The sequence below is a fragment of the Streptomyces sp. NPDC001231 genome (assembly GCF_042896885.1).
GTDB lineage: Bacteria > Actinomycetota > Actinomycetes > Streptomycetales > Streptomycetaceae > Streptomyces.
Genome location: NZ_JBIAXS010000001.1, coordinates 33,812 through 48,973, shown reverse-complemented (window position 1 = coordinate 48,973; position 15,162 = coordinate 33,812). Strand labels below are relative to the sequence as shown.

General features: G+C 74.3%; 10 protein-coding genes, 1 other RNA gene and 1 pseudogene. 7 read left to right on the top strand and 5 right to left on the bottom strand.

Features of this window, described 5'->3' with window-relative positions; genetic code table 11:
• Window positions 1–13 precede the first annotated feature (13 nt).
• Genes ACFY3J_RS00245 through ACFY3J_RS00235 form a run of 3 tightly spaced genes read right to left on the bottom strand, consistent with a single transcriptional unit; the run spans window position 14 to window position 2,919 of the window.
• Window positions 14–1,207 carry a sensor histidine kinase gene (locus tag ACFY3J_RS00245; RefSeq protein ID WP_390839615.1) on the bottom strand — a complete coding sequence of 398 codons (1,194 nt, stop codon included), beginning with the start codon at window positions 1,205–1,207 and terminating at the stop codon, window positions 14–16.
• Between the two features lie 45 nt (window positions 1,208–1,252).
• A complete protein-coding gene (locus ACFY3J_RS00240; RefSeq protein ID WP_384174108.1) occupies window positions 1,253–1,972 on the bottom strand; it encodes an ABC transporter permease in 720 nt (239 codons plus the stop codon).
• 8 nt (window positions 1,973–1,980) lie between these two features.
• Window positions 1,981–2,919 (bottom strand): ABC transporter ATP-binding protein, encoded by a 939-nt coding sequence (locus tag ACFY3J_RS00235; RefSeq protein WP_390839614.1) that lies wholly within the window; start codon window positions 2,917–2,919, stop codon window positions 1,981–1,983.
• A gap of 183 nt (window positions 2,920–3,102) precedes the next feature.
• On the opposite strand from ACFY3J_RS00235, the gene ACFY3J_RS00230 reads away from it, so the two are divergent.
• Complete coding sequence (locus ACFY3J_RS00230; protein ID WP_390839612.1) at window positions 3,103–3,960, top strand: MaoC/PaaZ C-terminal domain-containing protein; 858 nt, start codon at window positions 3,103–3,105, stop codon at window positions 3,958–3,960.
• A 1,354-nt stretch (window positions 3,961–5,314) separates the two neighbouring features.
• On the opposite strand, the pseudogene ACFY3J_RS00225 reads toward ACFY3J_RS00230, so the two are convergent.
• Window positions 5,315–6,508: pseudogene (locus ACFY3J_RS00225) on the bottom strand (hypothetical protein); the annotation flags it as partial.
• Window positions 6,509–6,706: 198 nt separating this feature from the next.
• Here ACFY3J_RS00225 and ACFY3J_RS00220 point away from each other — a divergent pair.
• Genes ACFY3J_RS00220 through ACFY3J_RS00210 form a run of 3 tightly spaced genes read left to right on the top strand, consistent with a single transcriptional unit; the run spans window position 6,707 to window position 9,689 of the window.
• Entirely contained in the window at window positions 6,707–7,597 is an 891-nt protein-coding gene (locus ACFY3J_RS00220) for a Nif3-like dinuclear metal center hexameric protein (RefSeq protein ID WP_390839610.1), read from the top strand.
• 13 nt (window positions 7,598–7,610) lie between these two features.
• Window positions 7,611–8,354 carry a zinc ribbon domain-containing protein gene (locus ACFY3J_RS00215; protein WP_384174111.1) on the top strand — a complete coding sequence of 248 codons (744 nt, stop codon included), beginning with the start codon at window positions 7,611–7,613 and terminating at the stop codon, window positions 8,352–8,354.
• 60 nt (window positions 8,355–8,414) lie between these two features.
• The gene (locus tag ACFY3J_RS00210) at window positions 8,415–9,689 is read left to right on the top strand and encodes a bifunctional RNase H/acid phosphatase (RefSeq protein ID WP_390839608.1); all 1,275 of its coding nucleotides are present in this window, start codon (window positions 8,415–8,417) and stop codon (window positions 9,687–9,689) included.
• A 254-nt stretch (window positions 9,690–9,943) separates the two neighbouring features.
• Here ACFY3J_RS00210 and yaaA read toward each other — a convergent pair whose 3' ends face one another.
• Window positions 9,944–10,744 (bottom strand): peroxide stress protein YaaA, encoded by an 801-nt coding sequence (gene yaaA, locus ACFY3J_RS00205; RefSeq protein WP_390839606.1) that lies wholly within the window; start codon window positions 10,742–10,744, stop codon window positions 9,944–9,946.
• A gap of 77 nt (window positions 10,745–10,821) precedes the next feature.
• On the opposite strand from yaaA, the gene ACFY3J_RS00200 reads away from it, so the two are divergent.
• The 3 genes from ACFY3J_RS00200 to ACFY3J_RS00190 all read left to right on the top strand — a co-directional run bounded on the left by ACFY3J_RS00200 (window position 10,822) and on the right by ACFY3J_RS00190 (window position 15,124).
• Window positions 10,822–12,303, top strand: a complete 1,482-nt coding sequence (locus tag ACFY3J_RS00200; protein ID WP_384173794.1) for an RNB domain-containing ribonuclease — start codon at window positions 10,822–10,824, stop codon at window positions 12,301–12,303.
• 91 nt (window positions 12,304–12,394) lie between these two features.
• Window positions 12,395–12,798, top strand: an RNA gene (gene rnpB / locus ACFY3J_RS00195) — RNase P RNA component class A.
• A gap of 523 nt (window positions 12,799–13,321) precedes the next feature.
• Window positions 13,322–15,124 (top strand): sensor histidine kinase, encoded by a 1,803-nt coding sequence (locus ACFY3J_RS00190; RefSeq protein WP_390839604.1) that lies wholly within the window; start codon window positions 13,322–13,324, stop codon window positions 15,122–15,124.
• Window positions 15,125–15,162: the final 38 nt, after the last annotated feature.

Genomic DNA, 15,162 nt, shown 5'->3' with positions numbered 1-15,162 from the left:
GCGCGCGGTCCGGTCACCTCGACGACGAGCCGAGCCGGACGCCGTCCTCCACCGGCTCCCCGCTGTCCACGGGCACTTCGGCGGTCACCGTGAAGCCGCCGCGGGGCGACGGGCCGGCCCGCAGCGAACCGCCCGCCGTCGCGAGACGTTCGGTCAGCCCCTTCAGACCGGTGCCACCCACCCCGGCCGGGTCCGCGTCCCCGGCCGGCCCGGCGGACGTGGCGTACCCGTTGTCGACGACGGTCAGACGGGCCCGCCCGGCCGTGCCGGTGACGCTGATCTCGCAGCGGCTCGCGCCGCTGTGCCGTACGGCGTTGGTGACCGCCTCGCGCACCACCCAGCCCAGCAGCGCCTCGGCGCCCGGCGTCAGCGGAGGGCCCGACCGGCGTACCACGGGCTCGATGCCGGCGGCGGTCAGCGCCGAGCGGGCCCGGTCCAGTTCCGCGCCGAGGCCGCCGTCGCGGTAGCCGGTGACCGCCTCGCGGATCTCGGAGAGCGCCTGCCGCCCGACGGACTCGATGTCGGTGATCTGCGTCAGAGCCGCCCCCATGTCGCGGGGCGCCAGCCGCCGGGCCGCCTCCGACTTCACCACGATCACCGACAGTGTGTGGCCGAGCAGGTCGTGCAGGTCCCGGGAGAAGCGCAGCCGCTCCTCCTCCACCGCGCGGCGGGCCAACTCCTCTCGGGCGGCGCGCAGTTCCCGCACGGCGTCGGACAGGCTGAGGATCACCGCCGTCACCACCGTCGACAGGAACGTGCCGTAACCGATGTTGATCCCGTTCCAGCCCTCGCGCAGTCCGGCGACGACCCCCGCGAACAGGCCGAGACCCACACCGATCCGGCCGAGCAGCGGCCCGCGCAGGGCCGCGCCCGTCGCCAGGCCGAACAGCGGCAGGAACAGCAGCCAGGTGCCGCCGTACCCGATGGCCAGACCGCACGTCACCAGGAACAGCAGCAGCAGCGCGAGGCGGGTGGAGCGGGACGTGCGCGCTCGTTTGTCGAAGGCGCGGACCACCACGTAGATGTAGAGCGAGTTGAAGGCCAGCAGGCCCAGGCCGCCGATCCACGGGTTGGGGGTCTTGCCCTGGAAGAGGTGCGAGAAGGCGCCCATCCCCATCAGCAGCCAGGGCAGCAGGGAGAAGCCGGTGGGCGGCGGCCCCAGGTGCTCGGACTCCTGCCCGCCCCCGCGCCCCATCCCGTGTTCCATGCGGCAGGAGATCCTGCGTGACCAGTTCATGTTCGCGCCCCCCTGTCAGACCTTGCCGGCATGACGGCGGTAGGACAGCACAGCGTACGAACCGAACAGCGACAGCCAGCCCGCCAGTACGAGGATGGCACCCGCCGCCGGGGCGTGGCCCTGTGCGACCGACACCCCGAGTTCGGCGATCCCGCGCGTGGGCGTGTACCCGGACAGGGTCCGCAACCAGCGTGGGAACAGCTCGACGGGGAACCACAGGCCGCCGAGCACCGCGAGCCCCAGGTTGCACACCATGTTGACCACGCCCGTGGTCTGCGCGGTCAGCCCGTAGCCGTTGCCCAGGCCGAGCAGCGTGAACGGGATCGAGCCCAGCCACAGCAGCAGCGCCGTCGAAGCCCACTGCCACGCCGCCAGCCGTACGCCGTTGAGCAGGCCGCCCGCCAGCAGCACCGCGCAGATCGCGGGCAGCACGGTCACCGAGGCGGTCAGCGCCCGCCCGGCGACGACCTGGCGCGGGGTCATCGGGGTCAGCCTCAGCTGCCGCAGCCAGCCGACCGTACGGTCCTCGGCGACGCCGCCGCCGGTGTTGAGAGCCGAGCCGACAGCGCCGTAGGCGGCCATGCCGACCATGGAGGCGGTTCGCCAGCCCCGGTCGGCGCCGTCGCCGAGGTTGGTGAACAGCAGGTACATCATCACCGGCATCGCGATCCCGCCGATCACGAAACCCGTGTCGCGCAGGGTGCGGCGCACCTCCAGCCGCAGGTAGTCGAATATGTCGCGCATCACGCCGCCTCCCTTTCGCGGTCCGTGGCCGCACGCGCGCCCGTCAGGGCCAGGAACGCGTCGTCCAGCGAGGCCGGTGCGACCTCCAGTCCGCGCACGGCACCCAGTCCGACCAGGGCGATCACGGTCGCGTCCGGGTCGTCGGTGCGCAATCGCGCCCGGTCCCCGCGCACCTCCAGCGACCGCACGCCGGGCAGGAGTTCCAGGCCCTCGGTGCTCCGCCCGGCCAGGTCGAAGGCGACCAGGCCGCCGCCCGCCGCCCGCCGCAGTTCCTCGCCGGTGCCGTCGGCGACGAGCCGGCCGTGGTCCAGGACGAGGATGCGGTCGGCGTGGGCGTCGGCCTCCTCCAGGTAGTGCGTGGAGAACAGCACCGTGCGACCGCCGCGCGCGTAGGCCCCCATCGCGTCCCAGAAGGCGTGGCGCGCCTCCACGTCCAGGGCCGCCGTCGGCTCGTCCAGCACGAGCAGCGCGGGGTTGCCGGCCACCGCGACCGCGAACCGCACCCGCTGTGCCTGGCCGCCGGAGAGCCGGTCCACCCGCCGTCCGGCCAGGTGGGCGATCCCGGCCAGCTCCAGGGCGCGGGCGACGGACAGCGGCGCGGGGTAGCGGCCGGCCACGAAGGTCACCAGCTCGCGGACGGTGACCCGGGGCACCGCCCGCGCCTCCTGGAGCATTGCGCCGACCAGGCCTGCGCGCACCGCCCGCTCCGGCGGCCCGCCGAACAGCTCGACCGTGCCCGCGTCGGGCGGGTGCAGGCCGAGCAGCAGCGAGATGGCCGTCGACTTGCCGGCGCCGTTGAGGCCGAGCAGCGCCACCGTCTCGCCCCGCTCGATGGTCAGGTCGACGCCGTCGACGGCGCGCACGGCGCCGAAGGCCTTGACCGCCCGTGTGAAGGACACGGCGCGTCCCGTCTGTGTCATGTCTGCGACCTGTGTCATGTCTACGACGGTACGAACTCCCTTGCCGCGCACGGCAGATGCGCTTGTACGGACTCCGGCAGGACAAATGTCACGGCCGGCGGACCCGCTTCGTGCCCGCCCGACGGAGCGTCAGGTTTCTTCACGGTCGAAGAGCGCTGGGCTATACAGGGGAGTGCCAGGAGACTCTGATTCCGGAGACCCATGCCCATCGACGCAGCCCGCGCCCTCGCGGCCGAACCCCGTACCGCTGAGATCTCCTGGACCCCCAGGGACGTCCTGCTCTACCACCTCGGTATCGGCGCGGGCCTGCCCGCCACCGACCCCGGCGAACTGCGCTACACCCTGGAGACGCGGCTGCACGTCCTGCCGAGCTTCGCCACCGTCGCCGGCGGCGGCTCGCCCGGCGTGATCAGGGGCCTGTCCATGCCCGGCGTCGACGTCGACCTCGCCCACGTCCTGCACGGCGGCCAGTCGCTGACCGTGCACCGCCCCGTCCCCGTGGCGGGCACCGCCACCGCCACCAGCCGCATCGCCGCCGTCTACGACAAGGGCACGGCGGCCGTCCTGGTCATGCGCACCGAGGTCGCCGACGGCGACGGCCCGCTGTGGACCGACGACGCGGAGATCTTCGTCCGGGGCGAGGGCGGCTGGGGTGGCGACCGAGGTCCCTCCGCCCGCCCCGCCGCGCCGGCCGGCGAGCCGGACCGCACCGTCGAGCGGACGGTCCGCGAGGACCAGGCCCTGCTCTATCGTCTGAGCGGCGACCGCAACCCGCTGCACGCGGACCCGGACTTCGCCGGGCGTGCCGGCTTCGAGCGGCCCATCCTGCACGGGCTGTGCACCTACGGCATGACACTCAAGGCGGTCGTCGACACACTGCTCGGCGGGGACGTGAATCGCGGACGGTCCTGCACCACGCGCTTCGCCGGGGTGGTGTACCCGGGCGAGACCCTGCGCATCCGCATGTGGCGGCGGGAGGGCAGGGTCCATGTGACGGTGGGCGCCGTCGAGCGGGGGGACGCGCCGGTGCTGACCGGCATGATCGTCGACCACGGCTGACACGGAACGGCCCCGCCCGTCAGCAGACGGGCGGGGCCGTGGCCTTCGACGTGCCGTCAGGCCGCCGATTCGTTCTGCTCCGCAGGCCTGCGGTGGCGGCCGCTGGGTGCGGCCTCACCGTCGCCGACCGAAACCGGACCCCGGTGCTTTCCGTGACCCGCGGACTCTTCGACGTCGGCGGCGGACGGCTGGGTCGTGCTGGCGTCGCTCATCGGAAGAAATTCACCCCGTCAACAATGATCTTTCGTACAGCCGGGCGAGTCTAACCGGCACACCTCGGGTCGAATCCAGCCGGGCACGCCAACCGGCACTACTTCGTTACAAGCCGTCCCAGTGGCGCCTGTTGAAGCGGAACGGGGCGGGGGGCGGGGCGGGTGCCGTGGGAGGTCGGAGGGCCGGGTTCCGGTGCGGGTACGGATTCGTCTTCCGGGCCGAGGCCGAGGCCGGGGTGAGGTCCGGGGCCGGGATGAGGTCCTGGGACGAGGGGTCCGGCGTGCGGTGGGGCATCGTGAGCGGGATGGGGTCCAGGTCCGGGGCCGACGCGGAATCCGGTTCCGAGTGTGGTGTGGGTTCTGGCTCCGGGTGCGAGGTGCTGGTACGGGGCGGCTTCGCGTGGGTCGGGGGGCCCGCTCTCGGGTCCGACGGGCGACCAGGCCTCGGGTGTGGCGTAAGAGGCGGCTTCGGGACCGGCGTAGGGGCCGGCCTCGGGACCCGCCTTGGGGGTGGCGTGGGAGCCGGCTACGGGTGCGGGGTGCGGTCCGGTTCCGGGTGTGGCGTAGGGCCTGGGTTCGGTTTGCGGTCCGGGAACGGCGGGTGGTCCGGGTTCGGTTCGTGGGCCGGAGTCTGCCTTCACTCCGCTCGGCGGGTCCACGGCGGCGATGGCTGCCTCGGAGTGTGCCGCGCGTTCGGCCAGCGGTGCGGCGTCGGCGTGCAGGCTGCCGTTGCCGAGTGGTCCGGAGTGGGCGGGCGGGGCGGATCCCGCTCGCGGTCCGGGTTCGGCGGGTGGTCCGGGTTCGGCGGGTGGTCCGGGTTCGGCGGGTGGTCCGGGTTCGGCGGGTGGGCCGGAGTCTGCCTTCACTCCGCTCGGCGGGTCCGCGGCGGCGATGGCTGCCTCGGAGTGTGCCGCGCGTTCGGCCAGTGGTGCGGCGTTGGCGTGCAGGCCGCCGTTGCCGAGTGGTCCGGAGTGGGCGGGCGGGGCGGATCCCGCTCGCGGTCCGGGTTCGGCGGGTGGTCCGGGTTCGGTTCGTGGTCCGGAGTCTGCCTTCACTCCGCTCGGCGGGTCCGCGGCGGCGATGGCTGCCTCGGAGTGTGCCGCGCGCTCGGCCAGCGGTGCGGCGTCGGCGTGCAGGCCGCCGTTGCCGAGTGGTCCGGAGTGGGCGGGCGGGGCGGGTTCGGTTCGCGGTTCGTGCTCGGTTCCGGGCCGTGGTGCGGGTACCGTCGCCCGGTCCGGCGCGTCGGGCGGGGTGGGGATCGGGACGCGCGTCCCCGCCCCCGCCAGTCCCGGTCCCGGCGCCGGTGCCGACTGCCTCGTCGGAGCCGCCCACCGCGCCACACCGCACGGCACCGCGCTCGTGGCGTAGGGCAGATGAAGTACGCCGTCGTCGGTCCACAGTCCGGACCCGGCCAGCCACCCCTCGGGCGCCGGGAGATGACGTACCTGCCGCTCGGCGGGCCGCCACACGGCCACCCAGCTGCCGACCGCGCCGTCGCAGCGCAGCGCCACCCCGCACTGCTCGGGGGTGAGCACCTGCCCCGGCTGGATCGCGAACGGCGTCACCACGCAGTCCGGCAGCCGGAGGCTCTCCGGGAAACGCACCGGCTGCGTGCTGCCCAGCACGCCCCAGCCCAGCCGCTGCCGGCCGGGGGAGGGGGCGTCCGAGCGGATCAGCAGCAGTCCGCTGTCGGGGTCGGCGAGCAGCAGCCGGTCGTCGCTGCCGGCCGCGATCTGGAGCAGCGGCGACGTCTCGCCGCCGCGCTCCAGGTCCACCACGACCGCCTTGGTGCGCCCGCCGGTCTCCCGGTCCAGGGCCAGCATCCGCCCGGCGCGGTCCAGCCAGACCCCGCCCGAGCAGCGGCCCGGCACCTCGGCCAGGTGCTCGGGCCCGAAGGTGCCGCCCACCACCAGCCACACCGCCGAGGACCGCTGGCCCACGGCGAGCGCGTAGGCCCGCTCGCCACCGGGCGCCGGGGGCAGCAGCCGCAGCCCGGTGCCCTCCGGGCACTCGATGGCGCCGAGCGGCAGCTCGCCGGTGCCCGGTCCGGTCGGATACAGCAGCGCGAAGGTGTGCCGGCCGTCCACCAACCGCCGGATCAGCACCCGGCCGTCGCCCATCGGCAGCACCTCCGTGCCGGGCTCCTCGGGCTGGTTGCCGGGCAGTGGCACCGCGTACGGCTCGGGGCCGTCCAGCGTCCAGCGCTCCGGGTACCAGGAGTCGCCACTGCGTGCGAGCCGGGCGGCGTAGGCACCGTCCGTCGTGATCGTGCAGCCCGCCCGCGGGGTAGCGTCGTCCTCGCCGGCCGCCGAAGTCTCGACAATGCAGGCTGTCATCGTTCGGTCACCTCCTGCCAGGACGGTAGTTTTCCTACACACACCGGACGGACCGGCGGGCGGCTGCTTCACACATACGGGTGGCCGAAAAACGATTCGCCTGTGGAAACGGAGACCGATGTGCTGGACGGCCCCGGTCCGGACGTGGGGCGACGGCACCGGTTCAGCCGCGGCGAACACCCAGGTAGCCTTGCACCCGTGCCCCGTCTGTCTGAAGTCATCGCCGCGCTGGAGAACCTGTGGCCCGCCGAGCGGGCCGAGTCCTGGGACGCGGTCGGCACCGTCGTGGGCGACCCCGGGCAGGAGGTCGGCCGGGTCCTGTTCGCCGTCGACCCGGTCCAGGAGATCGTCGACGAGGCGGTGAAGCTGGGCGCGGACCTGCTGGTCACCCACCACCCGCTCTACCTGCGCGGTACGACGACCGTGGCGGCCTCCACCTTCAAGGGCCGCGTGGTGCACACCCTGATCAAGAACGACATCGCCCTGCACGTGGCCCACACCAACGCGGACACCGCCGACCCGGGAGTCTCCGACGCGCTGGCCGGGGCGCTGGACCTCAGGGTCGTACGCCCGCTGGTGCCGGACGCCACCGACCCGGAGGGACGCCGGGGCCTGGGCCGGGTCTGCGAGCTGGACCACCCGCTGACCCTGCGTGAGCTCGCGGCCCGCGCCGCCGAGCGGCTGCCCGCCACCGCGCAGGGCATCCGCGTGGCCGGCGACCCGGAGGCGCTCGTCCGCACGGTCGCCGTCAGCGGCGGCTCCGGCGACAGCCTCTTCGACGACGTACGGGCGGCCGGCGTCGACGCCTTCCTCACCGCGGACCTGCGCCACCACCCGGCCTCCGAGTTCATCGCGGACCGCGCCCACAGCCCCCTCGCGCTGCTCGACGCGGCGCACTGGGCCACCGAGTGGCCCTGGTGCGAGCTGGCCGCCGCCCAGCTCGACGAGATCTCCGACCGGTACGGATGGGGCCTGCGCGTCCACGTCTCCAAGACGGTCACCGACCCCTGGACCGCCCACGCGGCGTCCGCCGCCACCCTTCCGAAGAGCGCTTCGCGCGCCCCTTCCTCTACTTCCTCTACTAGCTAACGGGAGCCCCCAACTGAACGCCGCGCCCGCCGACCAGATCCGACTCCTCGACGTCCAGGCCCTCGACGTCCGCCTCCAGCAGCTGGCCCACAAGCGGAAGTCGCTGCCCGAGCACGCCGAGATCGAATCGCTGAACCGGGACCTCACGCAGCTGCGCGACCTTCTGGTCGCCGCGCAGACCGAGGAGAGCGACTGCGCCCGCGAGCAGACCAAGGCCGAGCAGGACGTGGACCAGGTGCGCAAGCGCGCCGTCCGTGACCAGCAGCGCCTCGACTCCGGCGCGATCACCTCGCCCAAGGACCTGTCGAACCTCCAGCACGAGATCGTGTCCCTCGCCAAGCGGCAGGGCGACCTGGAGGACGTCGTCCTGGAGGTCATGGAGCGCCGCGAGTCCGCGCAGGAGCGGGTCACCGAGCTGACCGGGCGCGTCGCCTCCGTCCAGGCGAAGGCCGACGACGCGACCGCGCGCCGGGACGCGGCCTTCGAGGAGATCGACGGCGAGGTGGCGTCCGTGACGAAGGAGCGCGAGGTCATCGCCGGCGCCGTACCCGCGGACCTGCTGAAGCTCTACGACAAGCTGCGCGGGCAGCAGGGCGGCATCGGCGCGGCCAAGCTGTACCAGCGCACCTGCCAGGGCTGTCGGCAGGAGCTCGCCATCACCGAGCTGAGCGAGATCCGCGCCGCCGCCCCCGACACGGTCGTACGCTGCGAGAACTGCCGCCGCATCCTGGTGCGCACCGCCGAGTCCGGTCTGTAGGCCGGTCTCCAGCCGGGTCTGTGGTCGCGTCTGTAGTCGGGTCGGTAAGGAGCGAGCGGCGTGCGGGAGTTCATCGTCGAGGCCGACGGCGGGTCGCGGGGCAATCCGGGGCCCGCGGGCTACGGCGCGGTGGTGCTCGACGCGGCGACGGGGGAGACCCTGGCGGAACACGCCGAGTACCTGGGCGTGGCCACGAACAACGTGGCCGAGTACCGGGGCCTGCTGGCCGGCCTGCGCGCCGCGCACGCCCTGGACCCCTCGGCGGCCGTGCACGTCCGCATGGACTCCAAGCTCGTCGTCGAGCAGATGTCGGGCCGCTGGAAGATCAAGCACCCCGACCTGAAGCCGCTCGCGACGGCGGCGGCCCGGGAGTTCCCGGCCGACCGGGTCACCTACGAGTGGATCCCCCGCGAGCGCAACAAGCACGCCGACCGCCTGGCCAACGAGGCGATGGACGCGGGCGCCCGCGGCGAGCAGTGGTCCGGTCCGTCCCCGGACACGTTGGGCGGCCCGAGCGGTGGCCCGATCCCTGGCACCGGTGCAGACGCCTCGTCGACCTCCGGGAGTCCTGCTTCCGCCGACACCGGCGCGGGCGCCGACGTCCGGGCCGCGCGTGCCGCCGTCGCTGGTGGCGGGGCGGCTTCGGGTGCCGGTGGAGGCCCGGGGCCCGCTGGGGCGGTCGCCACGCCCGGCTGGGCGCCCGCCGATCTCGGTGCGCCCGCCACCTTCGTGCTGCTGCGGCACGGGGAGACGCCGCTGACGCCGCAGAAGCGTTTCTCGGGCAGTGGCGGCACCGATCCGTCGCTGTCCGGCGTGGGCCGCGAGCAGGCCGAGAAGGTCGCGGCGGCGCTCGCCCGGCGCGGCACCATCCAGGCCGTCGTGTCCTCGCCGCTCGCCCGCACCCGCGAGACCGCCGGTGTCGTCGCCGCCCGCCTCGGTCTCGACGTGACCGTGGAGGAAGGGCTGCGCGAGACCGACTTCGGTGCCTGGGAGGGGCTCACGTTCGGCGAGGTGCGCGAGCGCTACCCGGACGATCTGAACGCCTGGCTGGCCTCCCCGGACGCCGAACCCACCGGCGGCGGCGAGAGTTTCGCGGCCACCGCGGTCCGGATCGCCGCCACCCGGGACAAGCTGGTCGCCGCTCACGCGGGCCGCACGGTGCTGCTCGTCACGCATGTGACCCCGATCAAGACGTTCGTCCAACTGGCCCTCGGCGCACCGCCGGAGTCCCTGTTCCGCATGGAGCTGTCGGCGGCGTCCCTGTCGGCGGTGGCGTACTACGCGGACGGCAACGCGAGCGTCCGCCTGTTCAACGACACGTCCCACCTGCGCTGACCGCCACGGCCGCGTGGACGGCCGGCCGCTCGACCCGGGCCCGTCCCCGGCAGCCACCGCCGACGCCGCGGACAACTCCGGCACCATGCCGCGCCCACCACCACGTCCGGCACCGCATCGGCGATCGTCCGGGGCGCGTCGAGCGCGGCCTCGCGTCCGCGGGTGTCGCCTCGATCGCGGGCGGCCCGCCGGCCACCAGTGCCCGTGCCCCGGCCGTACGGCGCCGGGTGGATCCCCGTGTGTGGATCCCCATGTCAGTGGATCTCCGTCACCACCACGTCCAGTGCCCACGGCCGCCCCGCCCTGCCCGGCGGCTCCGCCCCCACGACGTACCCGAGGTCCCGCAGCGCCTCCACCAGTCCGGCCGGGTCCTTCGGTGCGGCCCCCTCGGTCAGCAGGGCGCGTACGATCCGGCCCTTCGTGGCCTTGTTGAAGTGGCTGACCACGGACCGCTTCTCCACCCCGTCCACGATCTGGGAGTGCAGCACGCGCACGGTCGCCGTCCGGCCCGCGACCTCGCCCTTCGGTTTCCACGCCGCCGCGTACGCCGAGGACCGCAGGTCCAGCACCAGACCGTCACCGGCCGCCTCGGGCAGCACCGAGGCCATCGGCGTACGCCAGTACGCGGCCAGCGCGCCCGGCCCGGGCAGCTTCACACCCATCGAGCAGCGGTAGGAGGGGATCCGGTCGGTCACCCGCACCGCACCCCACAGCCCGGAGAAGACCAGCAGCGAGCGTGCGGCGCGCCGCTTGGCCGACGGGTCGAGGGAGGCCAGGTCCAGGGCGTCGTAGAGCACACCGGTGTAGATCTCCCCGGCGGGCCGCGTCCCCGCCGTGCGCAGCCCGGCGTTCTTGGCGACCTCGCCGCGCAGGCCCTCGCTCAGCCCGAGTACCTCGCGTGCCTTCTCCTCGTCCCCCGTGCACAGCTCCACCAGTTCCGTCAGCACCGTCTCGCGGGCGGCGGCCAGCCCCGGCAGCGACAGCGACTCGGGCCTCAGCGGGGCGCCGCGGCCGGCGGCGGCCTTGCCTTCGGACGGGGGCAGCAGCACAAGCACGGGGGTTGCTCCTTCGGGTAGCGCTCCGCGACAGCGTACGGCGTGCCGCCTGTGCGCCTGCGCCCTACGCTCGCTGTATGCCCCGCCGCCCGCTCCGCGTGACCGGCGCCCCCGAAGGACCCCTGAGGGCCGCCCTCGCCGCACTGCGCACCACGCTCGGCGTGCCCGGGGGCTTCCCGCCCGCGGTGCTCGCCGAGGCGGAACGGGCCGCGCGGGACCCCGCCCTCCCCCTGCACGACGCCACCGACATCCCGTTCTTCACCCTCGACCCGCCCGGCTCCGCCGACCTCGACGGGACCGGCCTCGACCGGGCGACGCACCTGTCCCGCCGGGGCGGCGGCTACCGCGTCCGCTGCGCCGTCGCCGACGTGGCCGCCTTCGTCGTACCGTCGGGCGCCGTGGACGCCGAGACGCACCGGCGGGCGAGCACCCTGTACCTCCCCGACGGCCCGGTCCCGCTGCACCCGGCCGTCCTGGGAAAGGGTGCCGCGAGCCTGCTGCCCGGGCAGACCCGGCCCGCCGTGCTGTGGACGGTCGACCTGGACGCGGAGGGCCGCACGCGGGCCGTCGACGTCCGCCGCGCCCTGGTCCGCAGCCGGGCACAGCTGGACCGCGCCTGGGCGCAGAAGGAGATCGACGCCGGGACCGCCGACGAACCGGTCGCGCTGCTCCAGGACGTGGGGCGGCTGCGGGAGCGGCTGGAGGCCGAGCGCGGCGGCATCTCGCTCGTGGTGCCCGAGCTGGAGGTCGTGGAGCAACCGGCGGACGTGCCCGGGGGTCGCGCGTACGAGCAGGCGTACCACGCCCCGCTCCCGGCCGACCGCTGGAACGCCCAGCTCTCCCTGCTCACCGGCATGGCCGCCGCCGAACTGATGCTGGCCCACGGCACCGGCGTGCTGCGCACCCTGCCGGCCGCCCCCGACGGCGCGGTCGGCCGGCTGCGGCGCAGCGCGCACGCCCTGCGCGTCGACTGGCCGCACCACGTGTCGTACGCCGCCCTCCTGCGCACCCTCGACGCGGACCGGCCGCGGCACGCGGCCTTCCTGCGGGAGTGCGCGACCCTGCTGGACGGCGCCGGCTACACCGTCTTCCGGGACGGCGGGCTCCCGGCGATCACCACGCACGCCGCCGTCGCCGCGCCCTACGCGCACTGCACGGCACCCCTGAACCGCCTCGCCGACCGGTACGCCACCGAGATCTGCCTGGCCGCCGCGGCCGGCCGGGACGTGCCCGAGTGGGTGCTCGCCGCGCTGGACGCGCTGCCGGAACGGATGGCCGAGGGCACCCGGCGCGCGGCCGCCGTGGAGCGGGAGTGCCTGGACGTGGTGGAGGCCGCGCTGCTGAAGGACCGCGTCGGCGAACTCTTCGACGGCTGTGTGATCGACGTCGACGAGCACCGCCCCACCGCCGGCACCGTCCACGTGGAGTCCCCGGCCGTCGTCGCCCGCGTCGAGGGCGGCACGGCACCGCTGCCGCCGGGCGAACGGCTCCGGCTCCGGCTCACCCGGGCCGACCCGTCCGCCCCACCACCGGCGAGGGTGCGCTTCACCCCCGCGTGAGCACCCGCACGAGCACACCGGCGTCCTCGGCGTGGAACCAGGCCGGAAGAGGCGCGGTCCGTGCGACCGGTACCATGGTGCGTACGGCAGACGAGCCGGGCGGACGGCCGCGTGGAGCCCCTGGGGCTTCCCGAGGAACGTCCGGGCTCCACAGGGCAGGGTGGTGGCTAACGGCCACCCGGGGTGACCCGCGGGACAGTGCCACAGAAAGCAGACCGCCGGGGATCTCGGTCCTCGGTAAGGGTGAAACGGTGGTGTAAGAGACCACCAGTGCCCAGGGTGACCTGGGCAGCTAGGTAAACCCCACTCGGAGCAAGGTCAAAAGGGGCCGCTGTAAAAGGCGTGCTCTGCGCGGACGTTCGAGGGCTGCCCGCCCGAGTCCGCGGGTGGACCGCACGAGGCCGGCGGCAACGCCGGCCCTAGATGGATGGCCGTCGCCCCGGGCTCCGCGAGGAACCCGGGGAACAGAACCCGGCGTACAGCCCGACTCGTCTGCCGCTCCGCTTCCCCCCGGGGCGTGCCGTCCTGCCGCCGGCCGGGGTTCCCCTCGCCGTTCTCTCGGGCGTCGTTCCCTCGGCCGTCGCCTACCTTGTCGTCGCCGTCGTCGTACTCTCCGGGTGTCCCAACAGTCGTAGATGTTGGGTGTGTTCAGCTTCGGCTTCCGTGTGGTTGGCTGGAAAGTGGCTGCTGGTGTTCGGAGTTGACGTCTTGGGGACGTTCATATTTGCAATTTTGACACTTCGTCAACACATTTGGCAGCCTGTGCTTGTGCGTCAGCCTGGTTAGGTGGTGTCAACTCTCTTATCACAGCTGACCGTTCAGCCGGTGGGTTCGCGACGAACTTGCGTCGTTGGCGGACTGCGCAGTTAGTCAGATCTTCTCGCGCAGAAGGATGGCTAGCATGAGCCAGTACCCGGTCGGAAGATCGTCGTCCTCTTGGCGACCCCCTTTCCGGCCTGCGGCCGCCGAGTGTCGGCTGCCCCGTTTCTTCTGATCTCATGGACCGAGGGACCGCGGAATGTCAGTGCCTGCACCGCCCAGTCAGCACAGGTCGGCGAAGGCGCCGCACACCTCGCCGACCGCGCCCCTGGTCGTGCTGGTGGTGAGCGCCGCGGCCGGCGGTGCGGCCGTCGCCCTGGCGCCGTCCGGCGCCCGCACCTGGGCGCTGACCGTGACGGCGGTCGCCTGGGTGTGTGTCGCCGCAGTCGTCCTCGTCAGCCACCGGCTCGTCCGCCGGGCCCGGCGCACGGCCGCCGTGCAGGCCTCCGAGACCGGCCGTCTCAAGGCGCAGTCGGCGCAGCTGTCGGCGGAGACCGCGCACCTGGTCAACGTGACGCTGCCCGCCGTGGCCAAGCGGCTGCGGGACGGCACGAGCGCGGCCGACGCGGTGGGCGGCGCGACGCCGCCGAGCGACCCGCAGCTGGGCCGGATCGTGCACACCTTTGCCGACGCCGTCGAGGAGGGCGTACAGCAGGCGGCCGCCCTGGACGGCGAGCGCCGGCAGGCCCGGCACGAGCTGAACGAGGCGGCGGCCGCGCTGGAGCGGCTGGCGCAGGAGACGCTGCCCGCCGCGGTCGCCCGGCTGCGCGAGGGCCAGTCCGCCGACACGGTGCTCGCCGAACTCGACCTGCCGCAGCTGCTCATGGTCCGCACCCCGACCGAGTCGTTCGTCCGCGAACTCGCCCACAGCGAGCGCCGTGCCGCCGCGGCACAGGCCGCCTCCGCCAAGGCGCTCAGCCGCGTCCAGGCCAAGTCCGTCAGCATGCTCGCCGACCTGCGGGAGATGCAGGAACGACATGGCGAGGAGGTCTTCGGCGACCTGCTGAAGCTGGACCACAGCACCTCCCAGCTCGGTCTGATGACCGACCGGCTGGCGCTGCTCATGGGCGGCCGGTCCAGCCGTGCCTGGAACAAGCCGATCGTGATGGAGAGCATCCTGCGCGGCGCCGTCGGCCGTATCGCCGCCTACCAGCGGGTGCGCCTGCACTGCTCCACCACGGCCGCGATCTCCGGCTTCGCCGCCGAGGGCGTCATGCATCTGCTCGCCGAGCTGATGGACAACGCCGCGAACTTCTCCCCGCCCATCGACGAGGTGCACGTCTACGTCGAGGACCGCAGCGCCGGCATGGTCGTCACCATCGAGGACAGCGGTCTGAAGATGGCCGACGCGGCGATGCGCCGCGCCGAGGAGGCGGTGTCCGGTCACATGACCGACCTCGCCTCGCTCCAGGGCACCCGGCTCGGACTCGCCGTGGTCGGACGGCTCGCGGGGAAGTACGGCATCAGCGTCAACTACCGCCCCTCGTCGCGCGGCGGCACCGGCGTCGTCGTCCTGCTGCCGCCGCAACTGCTCGCCCAGCAGCGCGAGTCGGTGTCGCGTGAGGCGACCGGCCGCCCCGCCGCGGGCACCGCGCCCACGCCCGGCCCCGCCCCGGCCGTGTCGCCCGCCCCGGCCCCGGCGCCCGAGGCCACCTCGCACCCCGACGTCCCGGAGCGGCCCGCCGCCCGGCCGGAGCCGCCCGAACAGGGGCAACCCCGAAGCGCCACCGGCTCCACGCTGAACGGCCTGCCCGTCCGCGCCCCCGGCCGCACCATGGCCGAGGCGGAACGGGAGCGCGAGCAGCGCCGGTCGGCGTCCGACGCGGCATCAGGGGCGGCGTCCGGAGCGGTGTCGGAGACAGCGGACGGAGTCGGCCCGGAGCAACGCCCGGCACGCGACGCCGGTTCACGGTTCGGCGCCTTCCACCGCGGGCGCCGGTCCGCGGGCGGCACCGCCGGACCGGATGCCCGGCCCGGGTCCGAGCCGCCGGCCGCCCCGTAGCCGCCCCCCCTTCCCGTACGGCGCCCGGGGCGTCGGCG

Excerpts from the sequence above, each read along its gene's own strand:
- ACFY3J_RS00245 (WP_390839615.1), bottom strand. The coding sequence starts at position 1,207 with ATGGAACACGGGATGGGGCGCGGGGGCGGGCAGGAGTCCGAGCACCTG.
- ACFY3J_RS00235 (WP_390839614.1), bottom strand. The coding sequence starts at position 2,919 with ATGACACAGGTCGCAGACATGACACAGACGGGACGCGCCGTGTCCTTC.
- ACFY3J_RS00230 (WP_390839612.1), top strand. The coding sequence starts at position 3,103 with ATGCCCATCGACGCAGCCCGCGCCCTCGCGGCCGAACCCCGTACCGCT.
- ACFY3J_RS00200 (WP_384173794.1), top strand. The coding sequence starts at position 10,822 with ATGCCCCGCCGCCCGCTCCGCGTGACCGGCGCCCCCGAAGGACCCCTG.
- ACFY3J_RS00190 (WP_390839604.1), top strand. The coding sequence starts at position 13,322 with ATGTCAGTGCCTGCACCGCCCAGTCAGCACAGGTCGGCGAAGGCGCCG.